The organism is Bdellovibrio sp. HCB288, assembly GCF_047305935.1.
Taxonomy (GTDB): Bacteria; Bdellovibrionota; Bdellovibrionia; order Bdellovibrionales; family Bdellovibrionaceae; genus Bdellovibrio.
Window position 1 is genome coordinate 3,262,244 of the sequence record NZ_CP178619.1, and the last position, 23,092, is coordinate 3,285,335.

31 protein-coding genes and 1 tRNA gene are annotated in these 23,092 nt (G+C 46.6%); 6 read left to right on the forward strand and 26 right to left on the reverse strand.

Going from position 1 to position 23,092, the window contains the following annotated elements; all coding sequences use genetic code 11:
• Positions 1–84: 84 nt before the first annotated feature.
• Positions 85–1,506 (forward strand): hypothetical protein, encoded by a 1,422-nt coding sequence (locus tag ACLVWR_RS15975; protein WP_413581600.1) that lies wholly within the window; start codon positions 85–87, stop codon positions 1,504–1,506.
• Here ACLVWR_RS15975 and ACLVWR_RS15980 read toward each other — a convergent pair.
• From ACLVWR_RS15980 to ACLVWR_RS16035, 12 genes are all read right to left on the reverse strand, one after another.
• Positions 1,503–1,637 (reverse strand): hypothetical protein, encoded by a 135-nt coding sequence (locus ACLVWR_RS15980; protein WP_413581601.1) that lies wholly within the window; start codon positions 1,635–1,637, stop codon positions 1,503–1,505. The two genes, ACLVWR_RS15975 and ACLVWR_RS15980, sit on opposite strands and share 4 nt — an antisense overlap.
• A gap of 117 nt (positions 1,638–1,754) precedes the next feature.
• Complete coding sequence (gene tsaE / locus ACLVWR_RS15985; RefSeq protein ID WP_413581602.1) at positions 1,755–2,204, reverse strand: tRNA (adenosine(37)-N6)-threonylcarbamoyltransferase complex ATPase subunit type 1 TsaE; 450 nt, start codon at positions 2,202–2,204, stop codon at positions 1,755–1,757.
• 6 nt (positions 2,205–2,210) lie between these two features.
• A complete protein-coding gene (locus ACLVWR_RS15990) occupies positions 2,211–2,936 on the reverse strand; it encodes a pyridoxine 5'-phosphate synthase (RefSeq protein WP_413581603.1) in 726 nt (241 codons plus the stop codon).
• The gene (gene glmM, locus ACLVWR_RS15995) at positions 2,936–4,312 is read right to left on the reverse strand and encodes a phosphoglucosamine mutase (RefSeq protein WP_413583512.1); all 1,377 of its coding nucleotides are present in this window, start codon (positions 4,310–4,312) and stop codon (positions 2,936–2,938) included. The genes ACLVWR_RS15990 and glmM overlap by 1 nt, the downstream gene beginning before the upstream one ends.
• 1 nt (position 4,313) lies before the next feature.
• Complete coding sequence (locus tag ACLVWR_RS16000; RefSeq protein WP_413581604.1) at positions 4,314–4,736, reverse strand: hypothetical protein; 423 nt, start codon at positions 4,734–4,736, stop codon at positions 4,314–4,316.
• A complete protein-coding gene (cdaA, locus tag ACLVWR_RS16005; protein ID WP_340597328.1) occupies positions 4,733–5,545 on the reverse strand; it encodes a diadenylate cyclase CdaA in 813 nt (270 codons plus the stop codon). Before cdaA ends, ACLVWR_RS16000 begins: the two co-directional genes overlap by 4 nt.
• A gap of 77 nt (positions 5,546–5,622) precedes the next feature.
• The gene (gene ftsH, locus ACLVWR_RS16010; protein WP_413581605.1) at positions 5,623–7,575 is read right to left on the reverse strand and encodes an ATP-dependent zinc metalloprotease FtsH; all 1,953 of its coding nucleotides are present in this window, start codon (positions 7,573–7,575) and stop codon (positions 5,623–5,625) included.
• Positions 7,576–7,668: 93 nt separating this feature from the next.
• Positions 7,669–8,649, reverse strand: coding sequence for a tRNA lysidine(34) synthetase TilS (tilS, locus tag ACLVWR_RS16015; RefSeq protein WP_413581606.1), 981 nt, complete (start codon positions 8,647–8,649; stop codon positions 7,669–7,671).
• On the reverse strand, positions 8,646–9,995 hold the full coding sequence (locus ACLVWR_RS16020; protein ID WP_413581607.1) for an aldehyde dehydrogenase family protein: 1,350 nt from the start codon (positions 9,993–9,995) through the stop codon (positions 8,646–8,648). Before ACLVWR_RS16020 ends, tilS begins: the two co-directional genes overlap by 4 nt.
• Before the next feature lie 31 nt (positions 9,996–10,026).
• On the reverse strand, positions 10,027–10,260 hold the full coding sequence (locus ACLVWR_RS16025; protein WP_413581608.1) for a hypothetical protein: 234 nt from the start codon (positions 10,258–10,260) through the stop codon (positions 10,027–10,029).
• Between the two features lie 47 nt (positions 10,261–10,307).
• The gene (locus tag ACLVWR_RS16030; RefSeq protein WP_413581609.1) at positions 10,308–10,682 is read right to left on the reverse strand and encodes a hypothetical protein; all 375 of its coding nucleotides are present in this window, start codon (positions 10,680–10,682) and stop codon (positions 10,308–10,310) included.
• The gene (locus ACLVWR_RS16035; RefSeq protein WP_340597322.1) at positions 10,672–11,103 is read right to left on the reverse strand and encodes a type II toxin-antitoxin system RatA family toxin; all 432 of its coding nucleotides are present in this window, start codon (positions 11,101–11,103) and stop codon (positions 10,672–10,674) included. Before ACLVWR_RS16035 ends, ACLVWR_RS16030 begins: the two co-directional genes overlap by 11 nt.
• Positions 11,104–11,266: 163 nt before the next feature.
• On the opposite strand from ACLVWR_RS16035, the gene ACLVWR_RS16040 reads away from it, so the two are divergent.
• A complete protein-coding gene (locus ACLVWR_RS16040; RefSeq protein ID WP_413581610.1) occupies positions 11,267–11,629 on the forward strand; it encodes a response regulator in 363 nt (120 codons plus the stop codon).
• A gap of 24 nt (positions 11,630–11,653) precedes the next feature.
• Here the strand turns inward: ACLVWR_RS16040 and ACLVWR_RS16045 are convergent, their stop codons facing one another.
• The 5 genes from ACLVWR_RS16045 to ACLVWR_RS16065 form a co-directional block, all read right to left on the reverse strand.
• Positions 11,654–13,021 carry a sensor histidine kinase gene (locus ACLVWR_RS16045; protein WP_413581611.1) on the reverse strand — a complete coding sequence of 456 codons (1,368 nt, stop codon included), beginning with the start codon at positions 13,019–13,021 and terminating at the stop codon, positions 11,654–11,656.
• A 169-nt stretch (positions 13,022–13,190) separates the two neighbouring features.
• Positions 13,191–13,493, reverse strand: coding sequence for a hypothetical protein (locus ACLVWR_RS16050; RefSeq protein ID WP_413581612.1), 303 nt, complete (start codon positions 13,491–13,493; stop codon positions 13,191–13,193).
• Positions 13,494–13,648: 155 nt separating this feature from the next.
• Positions 13,649–13,945 (reverse strand): hypothetical protein, encoded by a 297-nt coding sequence (locus ACLVWR_RS16055; protein WP_413581613.1) that lies wholly within the window; start codon positions 13,943–13,945, stop codon positions 13,649–13,651.
• 2 nt (positions 13,946–13,947) lie between these two features.
• On the reverse strand, positions 13,948–14,913 hold the full coding sequence (gene glpX / locus ACLVWR_RS16060) for a class II fructose-bisphosphatase (protein WP_413581614.1): 966 nt from the start codon (positions 14,911–14,913) through the stop codon (positions 13,948–13,950).
• Positions 14,892–15,302 carry an acyl-CoA thioesterase gene (locus tag ACLVWR_RS16065; protein ID WP_413581615.1) on the reverse strand — a complete coding sequence of 137 codons (411 nt, stop codon included), beginning with the start codon at positions 15,300–15,302 and terminating at the stop codon, positions 14,892–14,894. The genes glpX and ACLVWR_RS16065 overlap by 22 nt, the downstream gene beginning before the upstream one ends.
• Positions 15,303–15,362: 60 nt before the next feature.
• Here ACLVWR_RS16065 and pgsA point away from each other — a divergent pair, with 60 nt between their 5' ends.
• A complete protein-coding gene (pgsA, locus tag ACLVWR_RS16070) occupies positions 15,363–15,926 on the forward strand; it encodes a CDP-diacylglycerol--glycerol-3-phosphate 3-phosphatidyltransferase (RefSeq protein WP_340597315.1) in 564 nt (187 codons plus the stop codon).
• Between the two features lie 6 nt (positions 15,927–15,932).
• Entirely contained in the window at positions 15,933–16,082 is a 150-nt protein-coding gene (locus ACLVWR_RS16075; RefSeq protein ID WP_340597314.1) for a hypothetical protein, read from the forward strand.
• Between the two features lie 6 nt (positions 16,083–16,088).
• Here ACLVWR_RS16075 and ACLVWR_RS16080 read toward each other — a convergent pair whose 3' ends face one another.
• Both ACLVWR_RS16080 and ACLVWR_RS16085 read right to left on the reverse strand, forming a co-directional pair.
• Positions 16,089–17,048: a hypothetical protein gene (locus ACLVWR_RS16080; RefSeq protein WP_413581616.1), complete on the reverse strand. Its 960-nt coding sequence runs from the start codon at positions 17,046–17,048 to the stop codon at positions 16,089–16,091.
• Positions 17,048–17,401, reverse strand: a complete 354-nt coding sequence (locus ACLVWR_RS16085; protein ID WP_413581617.1) for a hypothetical protein — start codon at positions 17,399–17,401, stop codon at positions 17,048–17,050. The genes ACLVWR_RS16080 and ACLVWR_RS16085 overlap by 1 nt, the downstream gene beginning before the upstream one ends.
• Before the next feature lie 105 nt (positions 17,402–17,506).
• Here ACLVWR_RS16085 and ACLVWR_RS16090 point away from each other — a divergent pair, with 105 nt between their 5' ends.
• Positions 17,507–18,946 (forward strand): anion permease, encoded by a 1,440-nt coding sequence (locus ACLVWR_RS16090; RefSeq protein WP_413581618.1) that lies wholly within the window; start codon positions 17,507–17,509, stop codon positions 18,944–18,946.
• Between the two features lie 71 nt (positions 18,947–19,017).
• Here the strand turns inward: ACLVWR_RS16090 and ACLVWR_RS16095 are convergent, their stop codons facing one another.
• The 3 genes from ACLVWR_RS16095 to ACLVWR_RS16105 form a co-directional block, all read right to left on the reverse strand.
• Complete coding sequence (locus tag ACLVWR_RS16095; protein WP_413581619.1) at positions 19,018–19,143, reverse strand: hypothetical protein; 126 nt, start codon at positions 19,141–19,143, stop codon at positions 19,018–19,020.
• On the reverse strand, positions 19,143–19,931 hold the full coding sequence (locus tag ACLVWR_RS16100; protein WP_413581620.1) for a hypothetical protein: 789 nt from the start codon (positions 19,929–19,931) through the stop codon (positions 19,143–19,145). The genes ACLVWR_RS16095 and ACLVWR_RS16100 overlap by 1 nt, the downstream gene beginning before the upstream one ends.
• Positions 19,932–20,041: 110 nt before the next feature.
• Positions 20,042–20,506 carry a hypothetical protein gene (locus ACLVWR_RS16105; RefSeq protein ID WP_413581622.1) on the reverse strand — a complete coding sequence of 155 codons (465 nt, stop codon included), beginning with the start codon at positions 20,504–20,506 and terminating at the stop codon, positions 20,042–20,044.
• Positions 20,507–20,804: 298 nt separating this feature from the next.
• On the opposite strand from ACLVWR_RS16105, the gene ACLVWR_RS16110 reads away from it, so the two are divergent.
• Complete coding sequence (locus ACLVWR_RS16110) at positions 20,805–21,002, forward strand: hypothetical protein (RefSeq protein WP_413581623.1); 198 nt, start codon at positions 20,805–20,807, stop codon at positions 21,000–21,002.
• On the opposite strand, the gene ACLVWR_RS16115 is transcribed toward ACLVWR_RS16110, so the two are convergent.
• The 4 genes from ACLVWR_RS16115 to ACLVWR_RS16130 all read right to left on the reverse strand — a co-directional run bounded on the left by ACLVWR_RS16115 (position 20,999) and on the right by ACLVWR_RS16130 (position 23,023).
• Complete coding sequence (locus tag ACLVWR_RS16115; RefSeq protein ID WP_413581624.1) at positions 20,999–21,538, reverse strand: hypothetical protein; 540 nt, start codon at positions 21,536–21,538, stop codon at positions 20,999–21,001. The genes ACLVWR_RS16110 and ACLVWR_RS16115 overlap by 4 nt on opposite strands.
• Positions 21,539–21,633: 95 nt before the next feature.
• Positions 21,634–22,245, reverse strand: coding sequence for a pyroglutamyl-peptidase I (locus ACLVWR_RS16120; protein ID WP_413581625.1), 612 nt, complete (start codon positions 22,243–22,245; stop codon positions 21,634–21,636).
• A 115-nt stretch (positions 22,246–22,360) separates the two neighbouring features.
• Positions 22,361–22,436, reverse strand: a tRNA-Gly gene (locus ACLVWR_RS16125).
• 233 nt (positions 22,437–22,669) lie between these two features.
• Positions 22,670–23,023 carry a hypothetical protein gene (locus tag ACLVWR_RS16130; RefSeq protein WP_413581626.1) on the reverse strand — a complete coding sequence of 118 codons (354 nt, stop codon included), beginning with the start codon at positions 23,021–23,023 and terminating at the stop codon, positions 22,670–22,672.
• Between the last annotated feature and the right edge of the window lie 69 nt (positions 23,024–23,092).

The window sequence follows — 23,092 nt, forward strand, 5'->3', positions numbered from 1 at the left end:
CAATCAGTAAGCAATGCTGCAAAAAATTCAGCCCACCTAGACCTAGACTCAGGTTTTCATTGGGAAAAGCCGATAAACAAGACAATGAGCACTTTAGAATGGTTTGAGCATTTTAAACATAAACTTCAAGGACTTACCGATTCTCACGCGGCCGCTGGTTCGCCATTGAGCCTTTTAGGGTATGCCTTGAAGGAAAACCACATCCAACCCGACGAATATTTTCCTTGGGCGATGGCTCATTATAAACTTCCTCGGCTTCAGGCAAGATTTTTTACAGAAACTCCTCCTCGCAAAGAAATGTTAGCTAAGTGGGCGACGCATTACTCCTGGACGGCGGAGTGTCTGCCTGTGGCGGAGTGGGATGGCATTCTTGTAGTGGCATGTCTGCAACCGCCACAGGATTTCCCTTTGAATCCTGGTGCTGTTTTCGTACTTGCTCCCCAAGACGTGCTGGAAAATTGCTGGAACTCCTGGCAGTCTCCGGCAAAATCTGAATCCGAAATGCCGGAAGGTTTTGAGGTTTCTTTGAAAGCTCCAGCCGCGAAAAAATCCGGCGACAGCTTTTCTTTTGATGATCTTGGCGACCTGGCTTCCTCTGAGGAATCCAATCCGGAAATTGAAGTTTCCGAAGAAGGTTCTGAATCCTCCCCTGAGGAAATGGGCGGACTGGAAGGTCTCTTTGACACTCCAGTGGTTAAGCTTCAATCCATTTCCGCTGATGGTGAGCCCGCAGCTCCCCTGACGGAAGAAACTCCGGTGGATGCAATTTTAAACACTAAAAATGCATCCCAGGAACAAATTCAACAGACTTTTGAGCACACGGTGATGGAGGCTCGTCCAAGCCTTGCACGCGTTGAACCGGTCTTGGAAAAACAAGGCACACCTGCTGCTAAAATTCCTTCATCATCAGCACCTCCGCCACCACCTGTGGATGATTTGCCTGAATTGAGCGAAGACAGCTTTGGCAACAAACCCATTGCACCTATCGTGGCTCGCCCAACGGGTGTGGCAAAACCAACAATGAATCCTGTGGCCAGCAGCCACTTTTCATTGGAGAAAATCAAAAAGAAAAACAGCAACGTGCTGCCGGATAAAATCAAACGTGCACTTTCCGAGATGAAAACGCACTTTGCAAAATCCATGATTCTGACTTTGGATGAACAAGAATCCCAAGTGACGGCTTTTGCATGGGATGAAAATTTCCAGGACATCAAAGACACGTCTTTGCGTGTGCCGCTTAAAACTCCAAGCATCTTTAACATCGTGGCTTCGACTCAAAAGCCTTTCCATGGTTACATTTCATTGAATGAATTGAATGAAAAATTCTTTGAGCAATGGAATCAGGGCGCCATCCCGGATCACGTCACTCTCACTCCGATTGTGATGGAGGAAAAACTGGTCGGCATGTTGATGGGCTTTGCGGAAAAATCCGCTTACAACAAAACGTCGCTGACATTGGCAGAGAAGATCTCCAGTGAGTTCACCAAAGGCCTGCAAGCCGCTTAATTAAAAAAATCCTTACCGATATCCCCGGCCTGCAGGAATATCCTCCAGGCAAATTTACGGGCATTCTTGATGGATGACTTGGGCGACGCAATGTCTTGCGGAGATTGGTTTTCAGGGGACTTGGTATTCATAGAGTTTTACCTCCTGATACCCTCAATTTTACTCTGCCCTGCAAGTTCCAGAGAAAAAGCAGGAGGAGCCTGAAGAAATACAGAGACACCATTACGGGATATGGCAAGTCCGTGCCTTTAGAGCAGGCGTGAATTGATAATGCGCTCGGATTCACTAGGACCTTTGGTGATACTGACTTCGACCCGTTGCCAGTTCAAAGGCAGGTAGTCGTAATCCAGGCGCTGAGCCCATTCGATCACCACCAATCCCTTTTTAGGAGCAAACAGATCCCAAAAACCGGAGCTCTCCAGATCGTCGTCATCGTTCAGGCGGTACAAATCCAAGTGATCCATAGCGCGGCCCTCGGCGTTTTCATAGCGCAGATGGATCGCAAACGAAGGTGACTGCACGTCTTTCATTCCCAAAATAGCAGCGATGGCCTGCACCGACGTGGTCTTGCCGGCACCGACATCCCCGCTTAACAACAAAACACAGCGATCACTCAAGTGTGGCAGGAACTCCTGCCAAAACACTTTAAGTTCTGCTGTGGATTTGATGTGAGTTTGAGAATTCAAGATCGTGGACATAAAGAATTACTTTAAGATCTTGCGCATTTTACGAACGGATTCTTCCATTCCGTATTCAAGCGCATAACATACCAAAGAGTGTCCGATGTTCACTTCCTGCAAGTATGGCAACTTATTGATTTCCTTGGAGTGTGCATAATCCAGACCGTGTCCTGCATGCACATTCAATCCCAGGTAATTTGCCCACTCAGCAGCATCGACCAGGCGATTCCATTCTTTGGTTTTTTTAGAACCCGACAAGTGAACCCATTTTCCAGTATGGAACTCAACCGCATCCGCGCCGATTTCATAGGACGCTTCAACTTGTTCAATGGAAGGCTCGATAAACATGGAGATTTCAATTCCCATGCGTTGAAGTTTTTCAACCATCGGAGCCATTTTTTTAAAACCTTTTTTTACGTCCAAACCACCTTCAGTGGTTAATTCTGCACGTTTTTCAGGAACAAAGCACACCCAGTCCGGACGGTATTTTTTAGCATAAGCCACCATCTGCGGAGTCGCAGCCATTTCCAAATTCAGCATCACCGGGCACTCCTTGGAAAGGAGCTTTACGTCTTCCAACTGAATGTGACGACGGTCTTCGCGCAAATGAATCGTGATTTGCTCTGCGCCGCCCTTTACGGACTTTTTAACCATATCCAGAAGGTTCGGGTAAGCCGTGGTGCCACCACGAACCTGACGAAGTGTAGCGACGTGATCAACATTCACGCCCAAACGAATTTTATTTTTCATTAGCTAAGTTCTTTCTCAAGGAAGGACGCGATCTCTTCTGCAAAATGGGAAATTTCAGCTTTATCCTTACCTTCCACCAAAACACGGATCACCGGTTCGGTTCCTGAGAAGCGGACAAAGACGCGGCCGTTACCAGCCAATTTTCTTTCGATATCTTTAATCAACTCGTTGTAGCCCTTCAGCTGATCAAGTTCTTGACGACGTTTTACGCGGCAATTGATCAGCACTTGAGGCATGTCTTCAAATACGCGCGCAAGCTCACTCACACGCTTATTGGTTTGCTTCATAACTGCCAACACACCCAAGGCTGCGATACAGCCGTCACCGGTAGTGGTGTGATCCAGGAAAATGATGTGGCCGGATTGTTCGCCACCCAGGTTATAACCATTTTTACGCATCTCTTCGACCACGTACTTGTCACCAACGCCGACTTTAACCACATTGATGCCCGCATCGTTCATGGCTTTTTCCAGACCGAAGTTCGACATTTGTGTTGCCACCAAGGTGTTCTTTTTCAAAAGACCACGCTCTTTCATGTGCAAAGCACAGATTGCAAGAATACGGTCCCCGTTTACGATATCACCCTTTTCGTCAACCATGATCACGCGATCCGCGTCACCATCAAGACTGATACCCACGTCAGCGCGGTACTGAACCACAGCTTCCGCCAATTTTTGCGGATACAATGCACCGACTTTGTCGTTGATGTTTGTGCCATTGGGATCATCACCCATTTGAATAACTTCAGCTCCCAGCTCCTGGAAAATGGACGGAGCGACTTTATAGGAGGCGCCGTTGGCAGTATCCAAAACGATACGCATTCCATCCAGAGTGTATTCCAAGGGGAATGTGCCTTTGCAATAAACGATGTAACGACCTTGGGAGTCGTCGATACGACGAGTGCGACCGATTTCTTTCGATGGCGGCAGAAGAGTATTCAAATCCTCTTCCAAAACCAGTCGTTCGATTTCGCGCTCCATATCTTCTGAAATTTTAAATCCATCAGCTCCAAACACTTTGATCCCGTTGTCATGAAACGGATTGTGAGAAGCTGAAATCACGATCCCTGCCACTGCACGCATTGTGCGAGTCAGATAACCGATACCTGGAGTCGGAAGTGGTCCCACCAGCTGCACATGAACCCCCATGGAGTTCAAACCACTCGCCAGAGCCTGTTCAATCATGTAACCGGAAAGGCGCGTGTCCTTACCGATAACAACCTTGCGCAGAGACGGATGTGCATTGTATTTTTGTTTTTGAAGAATATGACCGATCGCCTGACCGATTTTTACAACCATATCCGCTGTCATTGGGTACTGATTGGCAGTCCCGCGAATACCGTCTGTTCCAAAAAGTTTTGCTGTTTTCTTTTCCACTTTACTGACCTTTTTGTTTGTCATTTCCGCTGTCCTTTATTTCCAAAACTTCCGCTTGAATCTGATTGGGACGAACCCCCAGGATTTTCACCCCAAGTGGAACATCGATCTTATTCAACGGAATATCGACATAAATGACCCCTGTGCCCCGGTGAGAGATATCAAGATTGATATTCTGAGACAAAGAGCTTTCCATAAACTTCTTCAAAGCAGCCCGTGGCCCTGAAACCTTTACCTTGATGTGGTCTGCAGTCTGCGCTACCACATGGGTTCCTTGAGCCGTAGAGAGTTCGATATCCACGTTTTTACTTAATACAAAATCCCGGCGTCCCAAAATGGTCAACCACAGAATCAGGGATATAAACAAGGCTACTACTTTGTAACTGAAATTTTCGGTCACAGCATCCGACCAGCGACGTCTCATGACAGATCTCCTTGCTGCGAGAAGGCTTTGTACTTAAGACCAAACGTTTCATACAACGCTTTACGGATATCACCCAGCTCCACATTCGGACTCAGGTGTCCCCCTTGAACGATACCGATGGATTTATTTTCTTCAGAAACCACAAACACCAGAGCGTCGGTCTCTTCCGTTAACCCGATGGCGGCACGGTGACGAGTCCCCAAGTTTTTATCCAAAACCGGATTTTTGCTTAATGGCAAAAAGCACCCCGCAGAATGAATTTTACCGTTGCGAATCAGCACAGCTCCATCATGCATAGGACTTTCCGGGTGGAAAATGGATACCAACAACTCCGAAGTGACTTTGGATTCCATTTCGGTGCCGAATTCAATATGGTAATCGATCACGATCTCACGCTCCACCACGACAAGGGCTCCAAAGCCCTTTTGCGCAGTTTGAATCACACCCTTGGCGATCTCCTCGATCACCTGGGTTTCCTGCACTGTGGAAGCGTCTGAGAAGAACGGGTTGGAACCAATGTGCGCCAGGGCTCGACGAATCTCGGCCTGGAACAGAACCACCACGATCACAAACAAATTTGAGAAGAACTTTTCAAGAATCCAGTTAAACGTGAACAACTCAAGCCAGATACTCAGGATGTACCCGATTGCCAATACTCCCAATCCTGAGAGCATTTGAATTGTACCTGTGCGTTTTATCAAAACCAGAATTCGATAAACAACCATCCACACCAAAATCATGTCGATCGCATCTTGCACACGCAAATGCTGAACGATAAAGATCAGGTTGTCTAAAAACTGCTGCAACATCCGGATGCCCAATCAAAAAAAGTAATGGGGTTAAAGCACAAAAAGCTCCGAGTTTCCCCGGAGCTTCCAAATTTTCACTATATAGTCACTGGTCCTGTGTTACCGACCGGATCAGAACCCGAGTCGTCCTTCTTGCCGATCCCGGAGGCCTCGGCCAGAGCCAGGTTCGTATCGCGGCGGTTGTTTCTGTATTTTTCAATCTCAGAAACCGCAGCACCATTGATCATCATGTCCACTTCGTGACCGTCGATCGTTTCGTATTCAAGCAATGCTTGAGTTAAAGATTCCAAAGCTTGCTTGTTATCAGTCAGGATGCGAACCGCAGTTGCGTAACCTGTATTGATGATTTTAGAAACTTCCGCATCGATCTCTTCCGCTTTCGCCTCAGAGTATTCTTTGTGGCCTTGATGTCCATACTGCATACCCAGGAACACTTCGCCGCCTGATTTCTCAAACGCCAAAGGACCCAGTTTCGACATACCCCATTCACACACCATGCGGCGAGCGATGGAAGTGGCGCGTTCAATATCGTTACCCGCACCTGTCGTTACGTCTTTAAAGATCACTTCTTCAGCTGCACGACCACCAAACAAGAAGGCAATCATGTTTTCCGCTGTGGACTTGGACAACGATACAGATTCTTTTTCCGGAAGAGTCTGAGTCACACCCAAAGCCATGCCGCGAGGAATGATCGTCACCTTGTGGATCGGATCCAAACCTGGAAGTTTTTTATTTACCAGCGTATGGCCTGCTTCATGGTACGCAGTTACACGCTTGTCTTCCTCAGAGATCACCATGGATTTTCTTTCAGAACCCATGATCACTTTGTCTTTGGCTTTCTCGAAGTCTTCCATCTCCAGATATTTTTTGTCATTACGAGCAGCCACTAGAGCTGCTTCATTCACCAGATTCTCAAGGTCTGCACCCGAGAAGCCCGGAGTACCGCGCGCGATTTTAGAAGTATCAACATCAGGACCCAATGGAGTCTTACGTGTATGTACGCCCAAAATTTGCTCACGACCTTTAAGGTCAGGTTTATTCACAACCACGCGACGGTCGAAACGACCTGGGCGCAGAAGTGCAGGATCCAGAACGTCAGGACGATTCGTCGCTGCGATCATGATCACACCTTCAGAGGATTCGAAACCATCCATCTCAACCAGAAGTTGATTCAGAGTTTGCTCACGTTCGTCATGACCACCACCCATGCCGGCACCACGATGGCGACCTACGGCATCGATCTCGTCAATAAAGATCAAGCACGGGGCATTTTTCTTACCTTGTTCAAACAAGTCACGAACACGGGAAGCACCCACACCCACGAACATCTCAACGAAGTCAGAACCAGAAATTGTAAAGAACGGCACACCCGCTTCACCCGCTACTGCGCGCGCAAGCAAGGTTTTACCTGTACCCGGAGAACCCACCAAAAGAACACCCTTTGGAATACGGCCACCCAGTTTCGTATATTTTTTTGGATCCTTCAGGAAACTTACGATTTCCTGAAGATCGTCTTTCGCCTCATCCACACCCGCAACTTCCTTGAAAGTCACACGGTTCTTATGCTCCGTCAAAAGACGCGCACGGGATTTACCAAAGGACATCGCCTTACCACCGCCGACTTGAATCTGGCGCATGATGAACAGGAACATCGCCACGATCAAAATCAATGGCAACCAGTTCACGATAAATGATTGGAAGAATCCACCGTTGTCAGCACGCTCGTAGTTTGGCGTGATGCCGTTGGCTTCAAGAAATTTAAAACCCTCATCCTGCGTGTTACCCACGATTTGGAAATGAGTGCCGTTGTACTTTTTCTCGAACTCCGGTTTCATCTCCCCAAGAATCTCACTGGATTCCTGACGGAATGTAACGGTTGCGACTTCCTTCGCTTTTACCGCCTCAGTGAATTTCGAATAATTGAATTCACCAATTAGTTTTTGATGCTTGCTCTCGTAGGCTTGAAATAGAAACACAGCCATGATGATTAGGAAAAACCATAGAGCTAGCGTTTTCTGAGTAGATCGCATTTCGATTCCTTTCGCTCACTTCTCTCGTCCAGATAGAAACCATTTAAGACTAACAGAAGCCGTGAGCTAATAAAAGCAACTTTGCGGAGCAGTTCAGGACTCGACCTTGATTTGCTCTGCGTTAATTTCCCACTGACAACCGCTGACCTTAAAGCTGATCACTTTCTGCGATTTGTCCAGGCGCTTTTGAATTTCTTCAAGTTGAGATTGTGAAAAATCTCGTTTTCCAAGAGCAAATAAGTATTGCGCCAGCAATCTTCGCTGCTCAAAAGGAGTTAACGTTAGGTAAAAGGGCCGAGAAAGACCATGTGATTTCTGTGACTTATAAGCCTCATTCTGAGCTAGTAAATCACTCCCTGGCTTGTGATCCACGGATTGCAGCTCCTGAGCAAGGATCTCCAAGGATCTTGCCAGACTCTTCACTGCGCCCTTTTGCCGTTTCTCCAGGGACTTTAACCAATCCTCACGAATCCAGTTACGAAATGGGTCCAGCAATCTATTGGAGGGATCCTCAAAGGCGCGTATTTTTTCAGCACGCAGGTACTTTCGCAACTCGACCTTGGGCGTCTCAAGAAAGGGCCTGAAGACACCGCCACTGAAATAGGACATCGCAACCAAACCTTGGCCCCCTGTCCCACGCACAATGCGCATCAAACGTGTTTCCAGCAGGTCGTCGGCATGGTGTCCTGTGGCAAGGACCTCAAAGTTTTCATCTCGCTGCAGACGCGCCAGCGCCTCATAACGCTGTTCACGATATTGGGCCTCTGACTTTGCCAGAGCTTTTGATTTTAATGCAAAAAAAGAGACGTCCAGCTTTTTACAAAGCTTTTCACAGAACTCCAAGGCGTCGCTGCGATACTCCTGATTTTTGTCGTCACCGTGATGAAAATAACACGCCCCCAGGTGCGTACCAGGAAGCAGCTTCGACAAAACTGTCAATAGCGCCACCGAGTCCACTCCCCCAGACAAAGCCACCAGAAATTTTTTATCCTGCAGTTCAAATTTTTTTATCAACTTCCAAACCTGATGATCCAGGTCCTGCTTAGCTCGCACCTTTGCGGTCAATCGCTTCACTGAACTGCTCCCACTCCGACCGTCTTCACATTCACGAATTCCATAATTCCAAAATGCCCCAGTTCGCGACCGTATCCGGATTCTTTCACTCCGCCGAAAGGCACACGCGGATCGGATTTTACAAAGTCATTCACGACCACGAATCCAGCTTCCATTTCTTTTTCAATCAACTCTTTGCCCTTTTGCAAATCCTTCGTGAACACCCCGCCCCCTAATCCGAAAGGGGAAGAGTTCGCGATAGCCATGGCCTCCGCGGCATCCTTCGCAACAAAAACCATCGCCACCGGTCCAAAGACTTCCTCGTGATGAACTTCTGAATTATTTTTTTCAAACAACACCAATGTCGCCGGATAAAAGGCGGCAGGCCCCTGGGGAGCCGTCCCACCCAGCAGAATTTTACCACCCCAGTTTTTAAGTTTTTCAACCTGCGTGATGATGGTTGCCTGAAATCTTTTGCTGGCCAACGGCGCCAGCGGCAGAATCTTCATCTCATGTTCCATGGCGTTTAAAAATTCCGCCAGATTTTTTTCCACGACGATAAAGCGTTTGCCGGCGACACAGCTTTGCCCGCAGTTTTGCAACCGCGTTTTCGCGCAGGTTTTCGCCGCCCAGGAAACATCCGCATCATCCAAGACGATGTAGGCATCACTGCCTCCCAGCTCCAGAACGATTTTTTTCAGATTCCTTGCAGCCGTGGTTGCCACAGAGCGACCCCCTTCAGTGCTGCCGGTGAAAGTCACACCGCGAACCAGAGGGTGAGAGATAATTTTTTCTGCGACGGAGTGATCCGCCTGACAATTACGCAGCAGCACCAAGCCCGGAACCAGATCTTTAAAAATCTGCCCGATCTTTTCTGAAACCCCGGCGGTTAAATCCGCGTGTTTTAAAATAATCACATTCCCCGCCATCAAAGCCGGGGCTGCAAAGCGAATCACCTGCCACAATGGAAAATTCCACGGCATGATACTAAAAATCACACCCAAAGGTTGAAAACTGACTTCGGCAGACTGATAAGGTGAACCACTGCTTTGATTGCGCAACATAGCCGGCGCTTCTTTGGCATAATACTCACAGGTGACCGCGCATTTTTCAACTTCGGCCTTTCCTTCCGGAATCAGCTTTCCCATCTCCAAATGCATCTGCAATGCCAGATCGTCACTGTGATTACGTAGACTTGCAGCAAGATTGTTAAGGACTTTCGAGCGCTCCAGGAAACTGAATTTGCGCCATTGATTGAAATCATTTTTTGCATCCAGGATCATCAGCTCGGCCTGATCCCAGGTGACGTGTTCGAATTTTTTTAATTGCTCACCAGTAGCAGGATTGACAGTGGAAAAGGAGCTCACAAACACCTCCTCACCCAGTCAAACACAGGAATCAGATTGTTGTAAACACCTGATAAAATGACACAGCGGTACCGACCATAAAGACCGAAGTCATCAAAGCCCAAGCCATAATTTTATAGCCCTTGCCAAGTTGCATGGCGCGATGTGCGTAAGGTCTTTCGGAAGCCAAAAGAGGAATCGGCCGAACCACTGAATGTATCAATTGGCGGCAGCAAAAACAAAAAAGCAAAACCGATATGAATGTCAGGATTTCTGTTTCCATCATGACATTCTTGTCGGTCTGATTTTTCTCAACTTGAGACGGATTTAGGTCTAGACTTCGTCAGTGGGCTTACTTTTGCCGGAGTCTTTTTTAATGATATCGATCTCGGCAGTGATTTTAAATTTATGCGTTTCCGCGAACTTGGAAAATTCCTTCACGAAGTCGATCTTCTGAATAATCCCCACAACCTCTTTGGTCACACGCTGGGTGATTTCATCTTTGGATTTGTTTGCACCTTGAATCAGAAGATTTAACGCCTCTTTCGGCAGTTTCAATTCAGAAAGATAAGACTTAAGTCCCTCTTCGCTCATAAAAGCGGCCGAGACACCTGCGGTAAAAACTTTTTTTACCGTGTCACCCAGAAGACCTTTAAAGTCCGCTGGGGATTCTTTTTCATCCTTCTTCGAGCCGGAATCAGACGCCATACAACTGTTTTACTCGCTTGTGATAAGAGCTCATCATGTTTGGCAGATTTACGCTGACCAAGGCATTGGCAATAGGACCTGGCACAAACATATTGAAAGTCGCCTCCACTGAGTAAGTGGCGCGTGTTTTACCAGCTTCATCCTGAAGCTTCCAGGAACCCACTGAAGTTTTAAACATGTCTCCAGAGGCGAATTCCCAAGTGATGCTGCTGGGTGCGGTCTCTGTCATCCAAAGGGAGTATTTAAAGGTTTTTACAACCGCAACATTGTATTCAACCAATTTACGATTGCCTTCGGTTTTAAGGACTTTGCATTGTTTCACTTCTGCTAAAAACTCATGGTATTTGTCGTAATCAGAAATGATTTTAAAGAATTGCTCTGGGGTGCAGTTGAAAACTTCTGTCGTTGATGCTTTTGCCATATGCAAACACTGTGACTTTCAGTTCACAGACAGTCAACGCTAGCCTAGACCACCAAGTACACTTATGTTACATCGCCTTAATGTTGGGTTCATGTCTGGGACTTAGCTGGACAAATCTGCGAGTATTATTTTATACAAGGTATCCCTAAGGAGCCCAGAGTAAGTGAAACAAAAAATACTCATCGTTGATGACGAAAAAGATCTGCGCGACCTTATCTCTTACTTCCTGACCAAAGCGGACTACGAAGTGGCTTTGGCGGAAAATGGTTCCGTTGGGTTTGAAAAACTCAAAACCTGGAGACCGAACTTAATCATCAGTGACATTCGAATGCCCGTTTGCGATGGTTTTGAGCTTTTAAAAAAAATCAGCTCCACACCAGAAACCAAGACACCCGTCATGTTTATCTCGGGCTATGTTGGCGGTGACGAGGACGAACTTCGTAAAAATCCCAATTGCGTGGGCTTTATTTTAAAACCCGTCAACCGGATCGAACTTTTGGATATGGTTAAGCACGCTCTTAATTAGACTTTAAACGCTGGGCCTGCAAAGCTATTTTGGCAAATGAATCACAAAACTCGTTTGCTGGTGATTGGTATCCACAAACAATTGCCCATGATGAGCTTCGATCAATCCCCTTGAAATACTAAGCCCCAGGCCCGTCCCTTTACCGATCTCTTTCGTTGTATAAAAGGGTCTGAAGATCTCCGCTTGGATTTCAGCAGGAATTCCGCTGCCGCTGTCAGTAATACGAATCTCAATGATTTCACCAAGATCTTTGATTTCAATGGCAATCCATTTTTCCGGAAGCTCGCGAATCGCCTCAAAAGCATTATTCAATAAATTCAATAGAACCTGTGATATCTGCACCGGTCGACAATGCAACACCAGATCGGTCACCGGTGGAAGACGCAGATCCACATTGTTGAGTTTGAATTTTTCATAGCATAGCGACAAGGTGTTATCGATCAGCATCTGCAACGGAACCGGCTCAATGGGATCCTTGGCGCCATCCCGGGCAAAGGTGCGAAGACCGCGCACGATGGCAGCAATACGATTGGTTGTGGATTGTACTTTCTCGATCGACTCTTTCATCAGCGATTTATTGAGCTGCGGATCCTCCATCAGTTCCATCTGCTGCTCGGCGGAGAGTAAAATCACATTCAGAGGCGTGTTGATTTCGTGGGCGATGCCCCCGGCCATTTCCCCCAATGATGCGAGCTTTGCCGAGTATTCAGCACGGGACTTTTGGTTCAACAATTCATCCTGAGTGGTTTTCAATTGTTGAATGGCGAAAGTCAGATTCTGTTTTTCAATATTCAGTGCTTCTTCTGTTTCATACCTGGCCACCATGCTTTGGAAAAACTCGCGGGAGTTTCCGTAAACATACACGACGAAAGTGAAAACGAAGATCGTCCAGATACCGTAAGGAAGCTCCCCTTGATGATTGGAAAATGCCAAAAACATTCCGGGAACAATTCCCACCATCAACAGGAAATAAATCGAGATGCGTGGTTTCAGCGCCAGCGAAGTGGCGGAACCTGCCATAATGGCACTGACGATAAACGAAGTGACAAATATTTTTGAATCAGAGTTTTGCGGATCCCAAAAACCCAAAGAACATAGAACACTCATACAGGTCGTAGCTACAACGATGATACCTGCGTGTATCCTACCCCAGCGATACATGATTTTAAATCCGCCACGGCTGATTTTGATGGCGAAAAACAAACGCGTCAGACTGCAGAGAAATCCAATTCCTGCGGCAAGTTGATGGAGAAGGGAAAACTCCGGAGAAGTTGCAATGGGCTTAATCAACAGGATACCAAACACTACCGTAAAGCCTACGGCCGCAGCTTTGCTACGACGGCAGAAGTCCAAATTGATATTATCCAAAACCACCGGGCTCAATGTTTTCATGTCAATTCACGGTAACAGGTGCGTCACAAGAAGTCATCTTATGGAGTCCTTGATTGCGAAGATATTGTAGTTTTGAAACACGTCCTCTTTGTACGCAAACAAAAAAAATGCGCAACACGTATGTTGCGCATTCTTACTCGAGTTTCTGAGTTTGATATTTTACTCCAACTTACAACTGTGTTCGAGTTTTACCATCTCTTCCACTCTCATGACCACCTTTGGGCTGATTTACTTCACTGTTACGCAAAGATTCAGCATTGGTGGCGTATTTCGATTTTGAATCTCTTCTGACTTCTTGGGCAAACTTTGAAGTCACTTCATCCGCGTTTTCCCGGATCTCACCACCTTCTTCTGCAGGAAGCTCCTCGGACGCCCGCAAACGCTTATGGGTGTCTTCAGAAAACTTTGGTGGAGAGTCGGCTTTACCACTTGTTCTTGCACCATTTTTTTGAGGTGTTTCTTTGTTAGGCATCTGAGCCCTCCTTCGAAATTCCCAATCAGGTCACATTCAAAATAGTACGTTGAAAGGTGATCGAAAACCACCGACTGAAGACTCATTTTTAATTTCGAGTTTTAAAGGAAAAATCCCTAAAGACCGGGATGGATAGCTCACCAACGTCTGGTGAGCTACTTTTTAAAGTTAAACAGGGCTTCTGCAGCGGCTTTCAATTTGGCTGCTTGATCTTCCTGACCCGCTCCCCCTTTTCTGGGAGTGAAGTAATCGCAAAAGTTCGCGCGATCTTTTTCGCGCACAACATCGGCCTGAGTTTCGCGGCATTCGTTATAAACTTTGGGATCATAAAAGTCACAATTCTTACAAACATGGACATCGGCGCGACAGTGAGGACATTCCTCACGACGGCCGATGTTGCCTGCGAAGGTCATCTCTTTTTTGCAACTAAAACAAAAAAGCTGAGCACTCATGACTAAGATTTTCTCTTTTTCCAGGTGAAGTCGTGGAACGACTCAATCGTACGGATTGTTCCCGTCTGAGAACGCATCACGATCGAATGACTTTTTGCTTTTCCGTCTGGAAGGAAACGAACCCCCTTCAACAAGGATCCATCTGTGATTCCGGTTGCCACAAACATAACTGATCCGCTGGCAAGTTCATCGCAGGTAAACTTCTTATCAAGATCTTTAAGACCCATTTTAGAAGCACGAGCTTTCTCCTCTTCGTTTCTCCATTTCAAACGACCTTGGAAGTCCCCACCCAGGCATTGCATTGCTGCTGCGGAGATCACACCTTCCGGTGCTCCACCGATACCGATAAGCAAATCAATACCAGAATCCGGCCATGCAGCAGAAACAGCCGCAGAAACGTCGCCGTCACCGATCAACTGAATACGCGCACCTGTTTTACGAACTTCATCAATCAACTCCTTATGACGAGGGCGGTTCAAGATCACAACAGTCATGTCGCTCACTTCTTTACCCAACGCCTTGGCAACAGCCACGACATTTTCAGTCGGAGTTTTGTCGATATCGATTTTACCCTTGGCACCAGGACCGCAGGCAATTTTATCCATGTAAGTGTCTGGTGCATGCAGGAATTTACCTTTTTCAGCGACCGCGATGACCGAGATAGAACCAGGTCCACCTGTCGCACAGATCGTAGTTCCTTCCAATGGATCCAAAGCAATGTCCAAGGCAGGAGCATCGTCTGTCTTTTGACCTACTTTTTCCCCGATATACAACATCGGAGCTTCATCGCGCTCACCTTCACCGATCACCACAGTTCCGTCCATACGAAGAACGTCGAAAGCTTTTCTCATGGCATCCACCGCTGCAGCATCAGCGGCTTTTTCATCGCCACGACCCATCCAACGAGCGGACTCAAGTGCTGCTGCCTCGGTTACACGTACAAATTCTAAAGCCAGGTTTCTGTCCATGATTCTTTCTCCACTGCGGCCCTGATTTCGGCCGGTAATCTCATAAGTTTCAAATCTTTCCCCAACGCCACGTGCACGGTTTGTGCAACCGAACATGTGCTGTCTCCACGCCCCCGCATGCGATACTGAAAAATCAAACGCATGCCCTCAACCCGGGCCTGCACTTCAATTTCCAGATCGTCCCCGAAGAACGTGGGTTTCAGGTGTTTCACCTGAGTTTCGTACACCGCAAAGTAACTGGCAGATTCCGGTTTTTGGTAATCAATCAAACCCATGCCAATGGCCCACGCAACGCGCGCTTCCTCGTAAAAACGCAGGTAATTGCTGTGATGAACAATGCCCATGAGGTCTGTTTCGTAAAACTGCACTTTGTGACGATGAATAAACATTGATTATTTCTAGACTAAATTGTTAGTTTAAGTCTACGCATTATTTTTTTCGGAGAACACATGGCAGTCACTGAGTGGCAAAAAAATCTTCCAATGAGAATCACCGTCAGTCGCATTTTTATGGTGCCGCTAGTGGTGGGCGCAATGTGGCCCGACAAGCTTGCTTGGAATATCGTCGCCGCTGTGCTGTTTATGTTGGCATCCATCACTGACTATTTCGATGGCTACTACGCCCGCAAATACAATGCTGTCAGCAATTTCGGGAAATTCATGGACCCAATAGCTGACAAAATTTTAGTCACCAGCATCCTGGCGATGCTCCTGGCCTTGGGTAAAATCGATGCCTGGATGGTGATCATTATCTTGGCTCGGGACAACTTTATCGGTGGCATCCGCTCAGTTGCTGCGGCAGATCAAATCATAATTGACGCGAAGCCAGCTGGAAAATGGAAAACCGCGATGCAGATGGTGGCCATTCCCTGTGTAATTATTGGAAACGTGGACGAATATATCCCCTATTTGGACAAAGTTGGCTACGCGGTCTTGTGGGTTAGCGTCATTTTGAGTATAACCAGCGGTATCGAATACTATGTAGGTTACTTGAAGAGCAAAAAAAGCTCCTAAGGACGTATGCTTTTACACCTTTCGCCAAGCAATTGGTTCTTTATTTTCCTGGCGCTGCTTTTGAGCAGCTACCTGAAAATTGCTTCTGCTAAGACGCAGAAGCCGGTGTTTTTTGCTAATGCTTCCGTTTCTCGCTTTCTTCCAGCGATCCGCTAAAACAAATCAAAACATGAATGCCGTTAAGTTTAATTTAACGTAGGGACTACTGCCCAAAGCCACCGCATTAGTTGGGTTTGGCTCATAGTTCTCGGCAGAAAAATACCGGCGATCAAAGGAATACCCAGCTTCGGCCTCAAGCATAAAGGTTTTTGAAAGAGGCGATTTGAAGCCCAGGAACAGGCGCTTTTCATCATAAAACAATCGATCCTGACGATTTTCACGACCAAAAATATAGTAAGTCGACTGAAAGAAATCGAGCCCCAAGGAAACCTTCATCGGACCCGCAATCGAATAGTCCACGGACGTTTTAATCACCCACGGAATCAGGGTGAAAAAGTTCAAAGACCAGCGGTCCACAAACTCCCAATAGATCTGCGCAAATGGTGCTCCGAATGTTCCGCGGAAAGTTTTCGATGGCGTATACATATAAGCAAACCCCGGAATCGGGATGTTATTCAGAATGGGACGATTGTTCGAGTAGTTCACCAGATAAATCCACGTGGCAGTTTCATCCACAGGATTCACATAAAAGTAGTTTGCACCGATGGTGTTCACACTGGGATCTTTGAATGGTTTGTCGCTGGCGGAACCAAAATTGACGTTCGCCGCCCAATATTTCTTTTCATTGATCATGCGACTGTAAGTCACCCCAACATCCACCTGATAAAGATCCGGCATGATGTTGTTTTGATCGGGATAAAGATCTATCCAATTCCCCAGCGTGGTCACCGCCCAGGCCTCTTGATCAGTTTTATAGACCGGAACGGTCGCGACAACCGTACCGCGATTCATACTGGCATTTTCACTGCCATCCGCCAAACTGGTTTCAGGCTGAATCGAGCCGGAATAGGAAAGCACACCTTTTTGTCGACTGGGCGGAGCCATAGCGGAAAAGAGCTGCGCCTGTGAAATAACAGGAAAACCCACAATCAGAGACAAGACTAACTTAGAAATTCTGTTCATTAAAAATCCTGCAAACCTAAAATGTCTTTACAAATATCCATCTGACGATCCATCTCTGCGACGGCTTTTTGCAAACGAAGCATTTCGCGCTCATCCACTTCCGCTTCCATTGCAGCCACAACAATCGGATGCTTCTTAAGCCATGCCCCTTGTTTGGATGCGTAATTTTCAGGTACCCCAGAGCGAAACGCTGCCAGACGTGCGTTTCCGTCTCGGAAATACTCCACGATGAACTTTAAAGTTTCATACGTAAGAAGTTTCCGATGAGCCTTGAGTCTTGAGGAAAATCCAACTTGTCTGATTCGCATTACAACCATGATACCTGTATGGCCTACCAACGCAAGCAACTGCATAAGCCTTCCTATTATTTTTTCTTTTCATATTGATTAACAAACCAAAGCTTCTTTACACGGATTCAGTTTACCCCTACCCTTTACTTGTTTACCGAAAGGATTCAAATGAACAGCGAAAAGGAAATGAACTATAAAGCATGGATTGCCGTACTCATTCTTGGCGTCCTTCTATGGATCACTCCCGCTCCCGAGGGATTAAAGGAAAATGCCTGGCATTTATTTGCGATATTCATTTCCGCGATTTTCGGAATCGTCATCAAGGCTGCCACGATGGGAAGTATTTCGATGATTTCCATCGCCTTGGTCGCAGCACTGCAGCTGCGAGCACCCGGGGACATGTCACAATCAGTTAAGCTCGCCTTAAGTGGTTTTGGCAATGGCACTATCTGGATGATCACCATCGCGTTTTTTATTTCACGCGGATTCATCAAAACAGGACTGGGCAGACGAATCGCTTACTGGTTTATCGTCAAACTGGGGGGCTCTCCGTTGGGAATCGCCTATGGCCTGGCATTTTCAGACTTGGTTCTGGCACCGGCCACGCCAAGTAATACGGCCCGTGCCGGCGGTATTCTGATGCCCATCATGAAATCCATTGCGATGGGATTTGGTTCAGATCCGGCCGATCCAAAAACTCACCGTAAAATGGGTGCTTATCTGACTTTGAATTCTTATTATGCCAATTTGCTTGGGGCCGCGATGTTCATCACAGGGACCGCCTCAAACTCCATGTGCCAGAAGTTCGCAAAGGATCTGGGAGTGGAAATTTCGTGGGGCGGATGGGCCATGGCGGCAATCGTTCCGGGTCTTGTATGTTTAGCTCTGACACCGTGGTTGTTGTTTAAAATTTATCCGCCAGAATTAAAAGACACCAAAGCCGTTCAACAGGACACTAAAAAGAAACTTTTAGATCTGGGGGCCGTGACTCGCAATGAGTGGCTGATGGTGGTAGCCTTCGTGATGCTTTTAGTGATGTGGATCTTTGGTCCACAACTGAAAATCGACGCCACAGTGGGCGCGATGATTGGTTTGGGATTCCTGCTTCTAAGTGGAGTGCTCACCTGGGAAGACGTCAAAGGTGAAAAAGGTGCGTGGGATACCATGGTTTGGTTCTCGGCTCTGGTCATGATGGCGGAGGGGTTAAATCAACTGGGCTTTGTCAGCTGGTTTAGCGCCATTGTAAAATCTGAACTCGGTCACTTGCCATGGTACTGGGCATTCCCGGCGGTTATTCTGGTTTATTTCTATACCCGCTACCTGTTTGCCAGCGCAACGGCCCACGTGGCCGCGATGTACTCCGCCATGCTTGCAGTGGGAATTGCCGTGGGAATCGAAGGAAAGCTTCTGGCGCTGATGCTGGGCTTTACCGGCTCCTTATCCGGCGTACTCACTCACTATGCACACGGACCTGCGCCGATTTTATACGGTGTCGGCTATGTGGAGCTGAAAGACTGGTGGAGAATCGGCTTTATCTTCTCTGTGGTCTATCTTTTGATATTCATGGGCCTGGGCGCCGCTTGGTGGAAGATCTTAGGCATCTACTAGCCAAAAAAGAAAAACCCGGTACATTGCTGTACCGGGTTTTTTAGTTTTTAAATCAAAATTTTCAGAATCGACTAGCGACCTGTACCGTGGGGAGGTTGGTTACCAGAACCACCGGAAGATCCGCCACCAGCGTGTGCACTTTGGCTTGCGCCAACAACTAAAACAGAAGCGATAAGTAGTGCGATAAACAGTTTCATTATTCAGTCTCCAAAAGTGTATCAATCGCCGTAAATGCAAATACCGGGATATTCCCTTTTGCCTGCGGCTTTTCCAGAAGCGCCACGCGTTCTTTGAATGCGCGCTCTTCAATCAAAATCCATTCACGATATGTCTCTTCACTTACGTTTTCGAAGTAAACGGACATAAAGTTTGCGAAGTTAACGTCGGAATTATCCGGCTTTAAGAATCGCTCTGTAAGTCTCAACCCGACTGATTTAATAGTCGTGGATGAAAATGGTGCTCTCACCTCACCTTGGCCATAAAGTCCATTCCCGAGGGGTCGGAGAACTTTTAGGTCAATCATGCGTTCGAGCACGCTAAGACCATAAGAACCGAATCTCTGTTGAACGAAACTGGCGTCGAAAGGGCGTGTTTCAGACAAAACATAAAGTTCCGTGAAACAAGGATCTTTTTGCAAATCTGCTTCAAGATCGAAACTGAAGCGATGAAGAGGCGAAGACTTTAATTGAGGATCTGTTTTCTCCAGCTTTTCGCGAACCAACGGAGGCGTTTTTTCGACCAAGTGGTTTAAATCACTTGTTTCCAGTAAGCAGGAGTACAGTTTGTAAAGAGTCGTATAATTAGGGTTGTGAGTTTTTTCTCGCAATCTATTCAGGGTCTTTACGTGGATCCGGGACTTCGTCGCTAACATGTTCAGACCCTTTTTAGGGTCCTTAAAACGCAACAAGTAAGCCTCAATATCCTGGGACACTTGGTCCGGAATTGTGCTTACAGCAGGTTTAAGGTCGGCGCTTTGAATCTCCATTGATCCCCTTCAATTTTGATGGCTTTCACTATCTCAGGAAGGGGTTCAATGCAACGAGACAAATGCTTCTGGGACCTTGCGTTAGGCCCCAAGAAGCTTCCTACTGCAAATTAACGGCAGTTTGGAACAGACAATTGCTTGTTGAACAAGAATTTTTCGTAACCGTTCTTAGTGTTAAGAACTTTGGAAACTTTAGCAGTTACAGTCAAAGCGTAAGAACCAGATACAACTTTGTCTGCGCAAGTGCGGTGTTTACCGTTAACATTCCAGTCACATTCCCAAGCAGTGCGAGTGTAGTTGATTGGAGTAGAAAGGTATTTAGCACCTTTGTAGATTTCTTTACGTTGGTTTTTACCGATAGTGATAACATCGTATTGAGCTACTGGTTTTTTAGTACGTAGGTTAGCGCCATCAACACACACGAAAGTGTAGTCAATTGCAGAACCCATGAATACAGTGCCAGCTTCGATTTTGATTGTTGGATCGTTCTCAAGAACTTCCCAAGAAGTGTCTGCAGTGTGAGCCATTGCAGTAGAACCAGCCAATAGAGCGATCATTGCTACGAATTTTTTCATTTTATTCCCCTTTGAGGTAATAAGTGTTTTTGTTTTTAAAACTTTAATCGTTTCGAACGAGATGGTGTTTCCGCTTTTTGGCGGGAAATGTAAATTTGAAATAAAAGGGGTAATTCACTATCCCGGACAGACCAAACTTTGTCCCAATCCACACCGGACAAAGCTTTTTTTGTCCGGCCTTAGCCCCCTATTTTGAGCCGCCCCGCTTCATTGTATTGATAATTTCTTGAGAAAAAGGTGCCATTAAATCGAAACCGATTTATAGGCTTTCGCCAATAAAGAATTTACGGGCGGATTTGTGATTTTTGAGTTTTTAAAAAAACACCTGACGTTGAAAATGGCATTGATTGCCGTGGGTGTTGTTGCGATCAACTCATTCCTGATCTTTTCAATGATCACACGCAAGGCCCCCATTGTCATTGAGGACTTCCTTGCGCTGATTCTATTTAACGGCATGTACTTTGGATTTTATATTCTGAAAAAGGTTCGCTCTTAGAAGACCACACCCACTGACAGCATTGGGAAGGTTTCAGAGACCTTGTGACTATCCAAGTTTGGAATGGAATCATTCTTTTTGTAATCGATACTGCGATAAGTGAGCTCTGCCCCGACGAACACCACATTGTTCAACATATACAGATAACCCAAATCCGCTTTAAAGCCTGTGCCTTCCTTGTAGTCCCCAAATTTTGCCGAGACGATGTAATGACCCATGATATAAACACCTGCTTCACCTATATACCCAATGGAAGCGCCCAATGCATTTCCGTCTGTGCTGGAGGAGCCTGATTCATCACTTCTCGTTGTGTACATTCCACCCAGGTAAAGTCCACTTGCACCTATATAACCCAGTTTAATGTCATAAACTCGGGTGCTCATCTTGCTGTCTCCCCCTGGGGAATCATTGGTTTCCTTCGAGTATGAATAGACATTCAAAGAGGACATCACCCCACTGGATGGTTTCGCGTTTACTTGCACACCAAGAAAGCTTCCCGCCAATAGAACTGAAATAGCCATTATTCTTTTGCTCATACAATACTCCTTGCGTTCATTCCCGTTGTGGCTTTCAACTGAAATTATACGCCCGTTCATGGCCGCTCTATAAAAAACCGGCCATCCGTATCTATTCAGGACAAGTGTTGTTTTTCCAGAACAGCCAGAAGCTCGCGCAAAACTGCGTATTGTATTTGAAATTCCATATTTGAAACTAAACTACTTTGAGCCTGCTCTGGGATGTATGGAAGATGTACAAATAATACAGAATTTCCCGCATTAAGCTGAGCATTCAAAATATTGAAGTAAAGATGATTGCAGACATACTTACCGGCCGACAAACTGACTGCCACGGGCGCATCAGCAAACTTCGCATTCACATGATCACGCAATTCTTCGATCGGAAGGGTCGTCATCAAGGCCACAGGCAGTTTTTCATCAATGATCTTGGCAGGAATGGCGGGATTCTTAGCATCAGCGTGAGTGTTTTCAATCCAGTTGTGTGCGTATCTTTCAAGACAGATCTTATCCCGTCCACCCGCCTGCCCTAGCATCAGAATCACATCAAAAGGCCCTTGGGCATCGATCAACTCCATGACTTCAGAAACAGCCTTGGTAAATTGCACAGTCAGTATCCGTGTCGTGAGCGACGGAATGTCTTTTGCGAGCTGCTCGACCAGTAGCTGCGAAGGATTGATCTTTTGATTTCCGAAGGCCTCAAACCCTGTTAGCAGAATCCGTTTCATGGGTTTTATTTTACGATATTTGGCCCAGGGTTGAAACCCAGATTTTGGGCATAAAAAAACCGAAGATGAACTTCGGTATTTTGATTCTTCTGATCCATTTTTCTTGAAGAAAAATTGGAGCGGGAGACGGGGCTCAAACCCGCGACCTATGCCTTGGCAAGGCATCGCTCTATCAACTGAGCTACTCCCGCGCTCGAAGAGAAACCAAAATTACAGTTGCCAGTGTCCCTTGTCAACGGCTAAAAATAAAAAAATGAAAGCTATTTTGATGAGCCGCGCGAAAAAATGGATGATTTTAGCCCTTATAGGCTGTTCTGCATATTTTGTAGGCTATATCCTGGGCCAAGACGCACAAAAGGCGCCGGTAACGACGCCTCCTGAAATTCAAAGTCCCCGATAAGGAACTGTATTCGGATTTTTAGCGCTATTTGCAGGCAACCTGCTTGTTCTCCAGCGCACCCGTAATGTCGTTCATAGTGATCGTGATTTTGCACGCACGGAACATCTCCGCACGATCCACCACCACCTGGTAACTGCCAGAAGCCTGGCCGTCATATCTTAACTGAGAAACGTAAGAGACCGAATATTTCGGAAGATATCCCAAACGTGAAGCCGCTTGGATATCTGCCTCCGCACCAACTACGCGGGCGTGCACGATGGCCACGTTTTTCGCCTGCTCTTTGCTCATGGCTTGCGTCTGAGTCAGCATGCCTGCCTGGGAAACGGAAACTGTCAAAGCCATCATCATCATGCCAAAAGCTGTCACCATTTTTTTCATAAGATCTCCCTTATACGAAAGTAAGCCAGTAAGAATAACTCACTGGCTTACTTTGCAATTTGGGTGCTG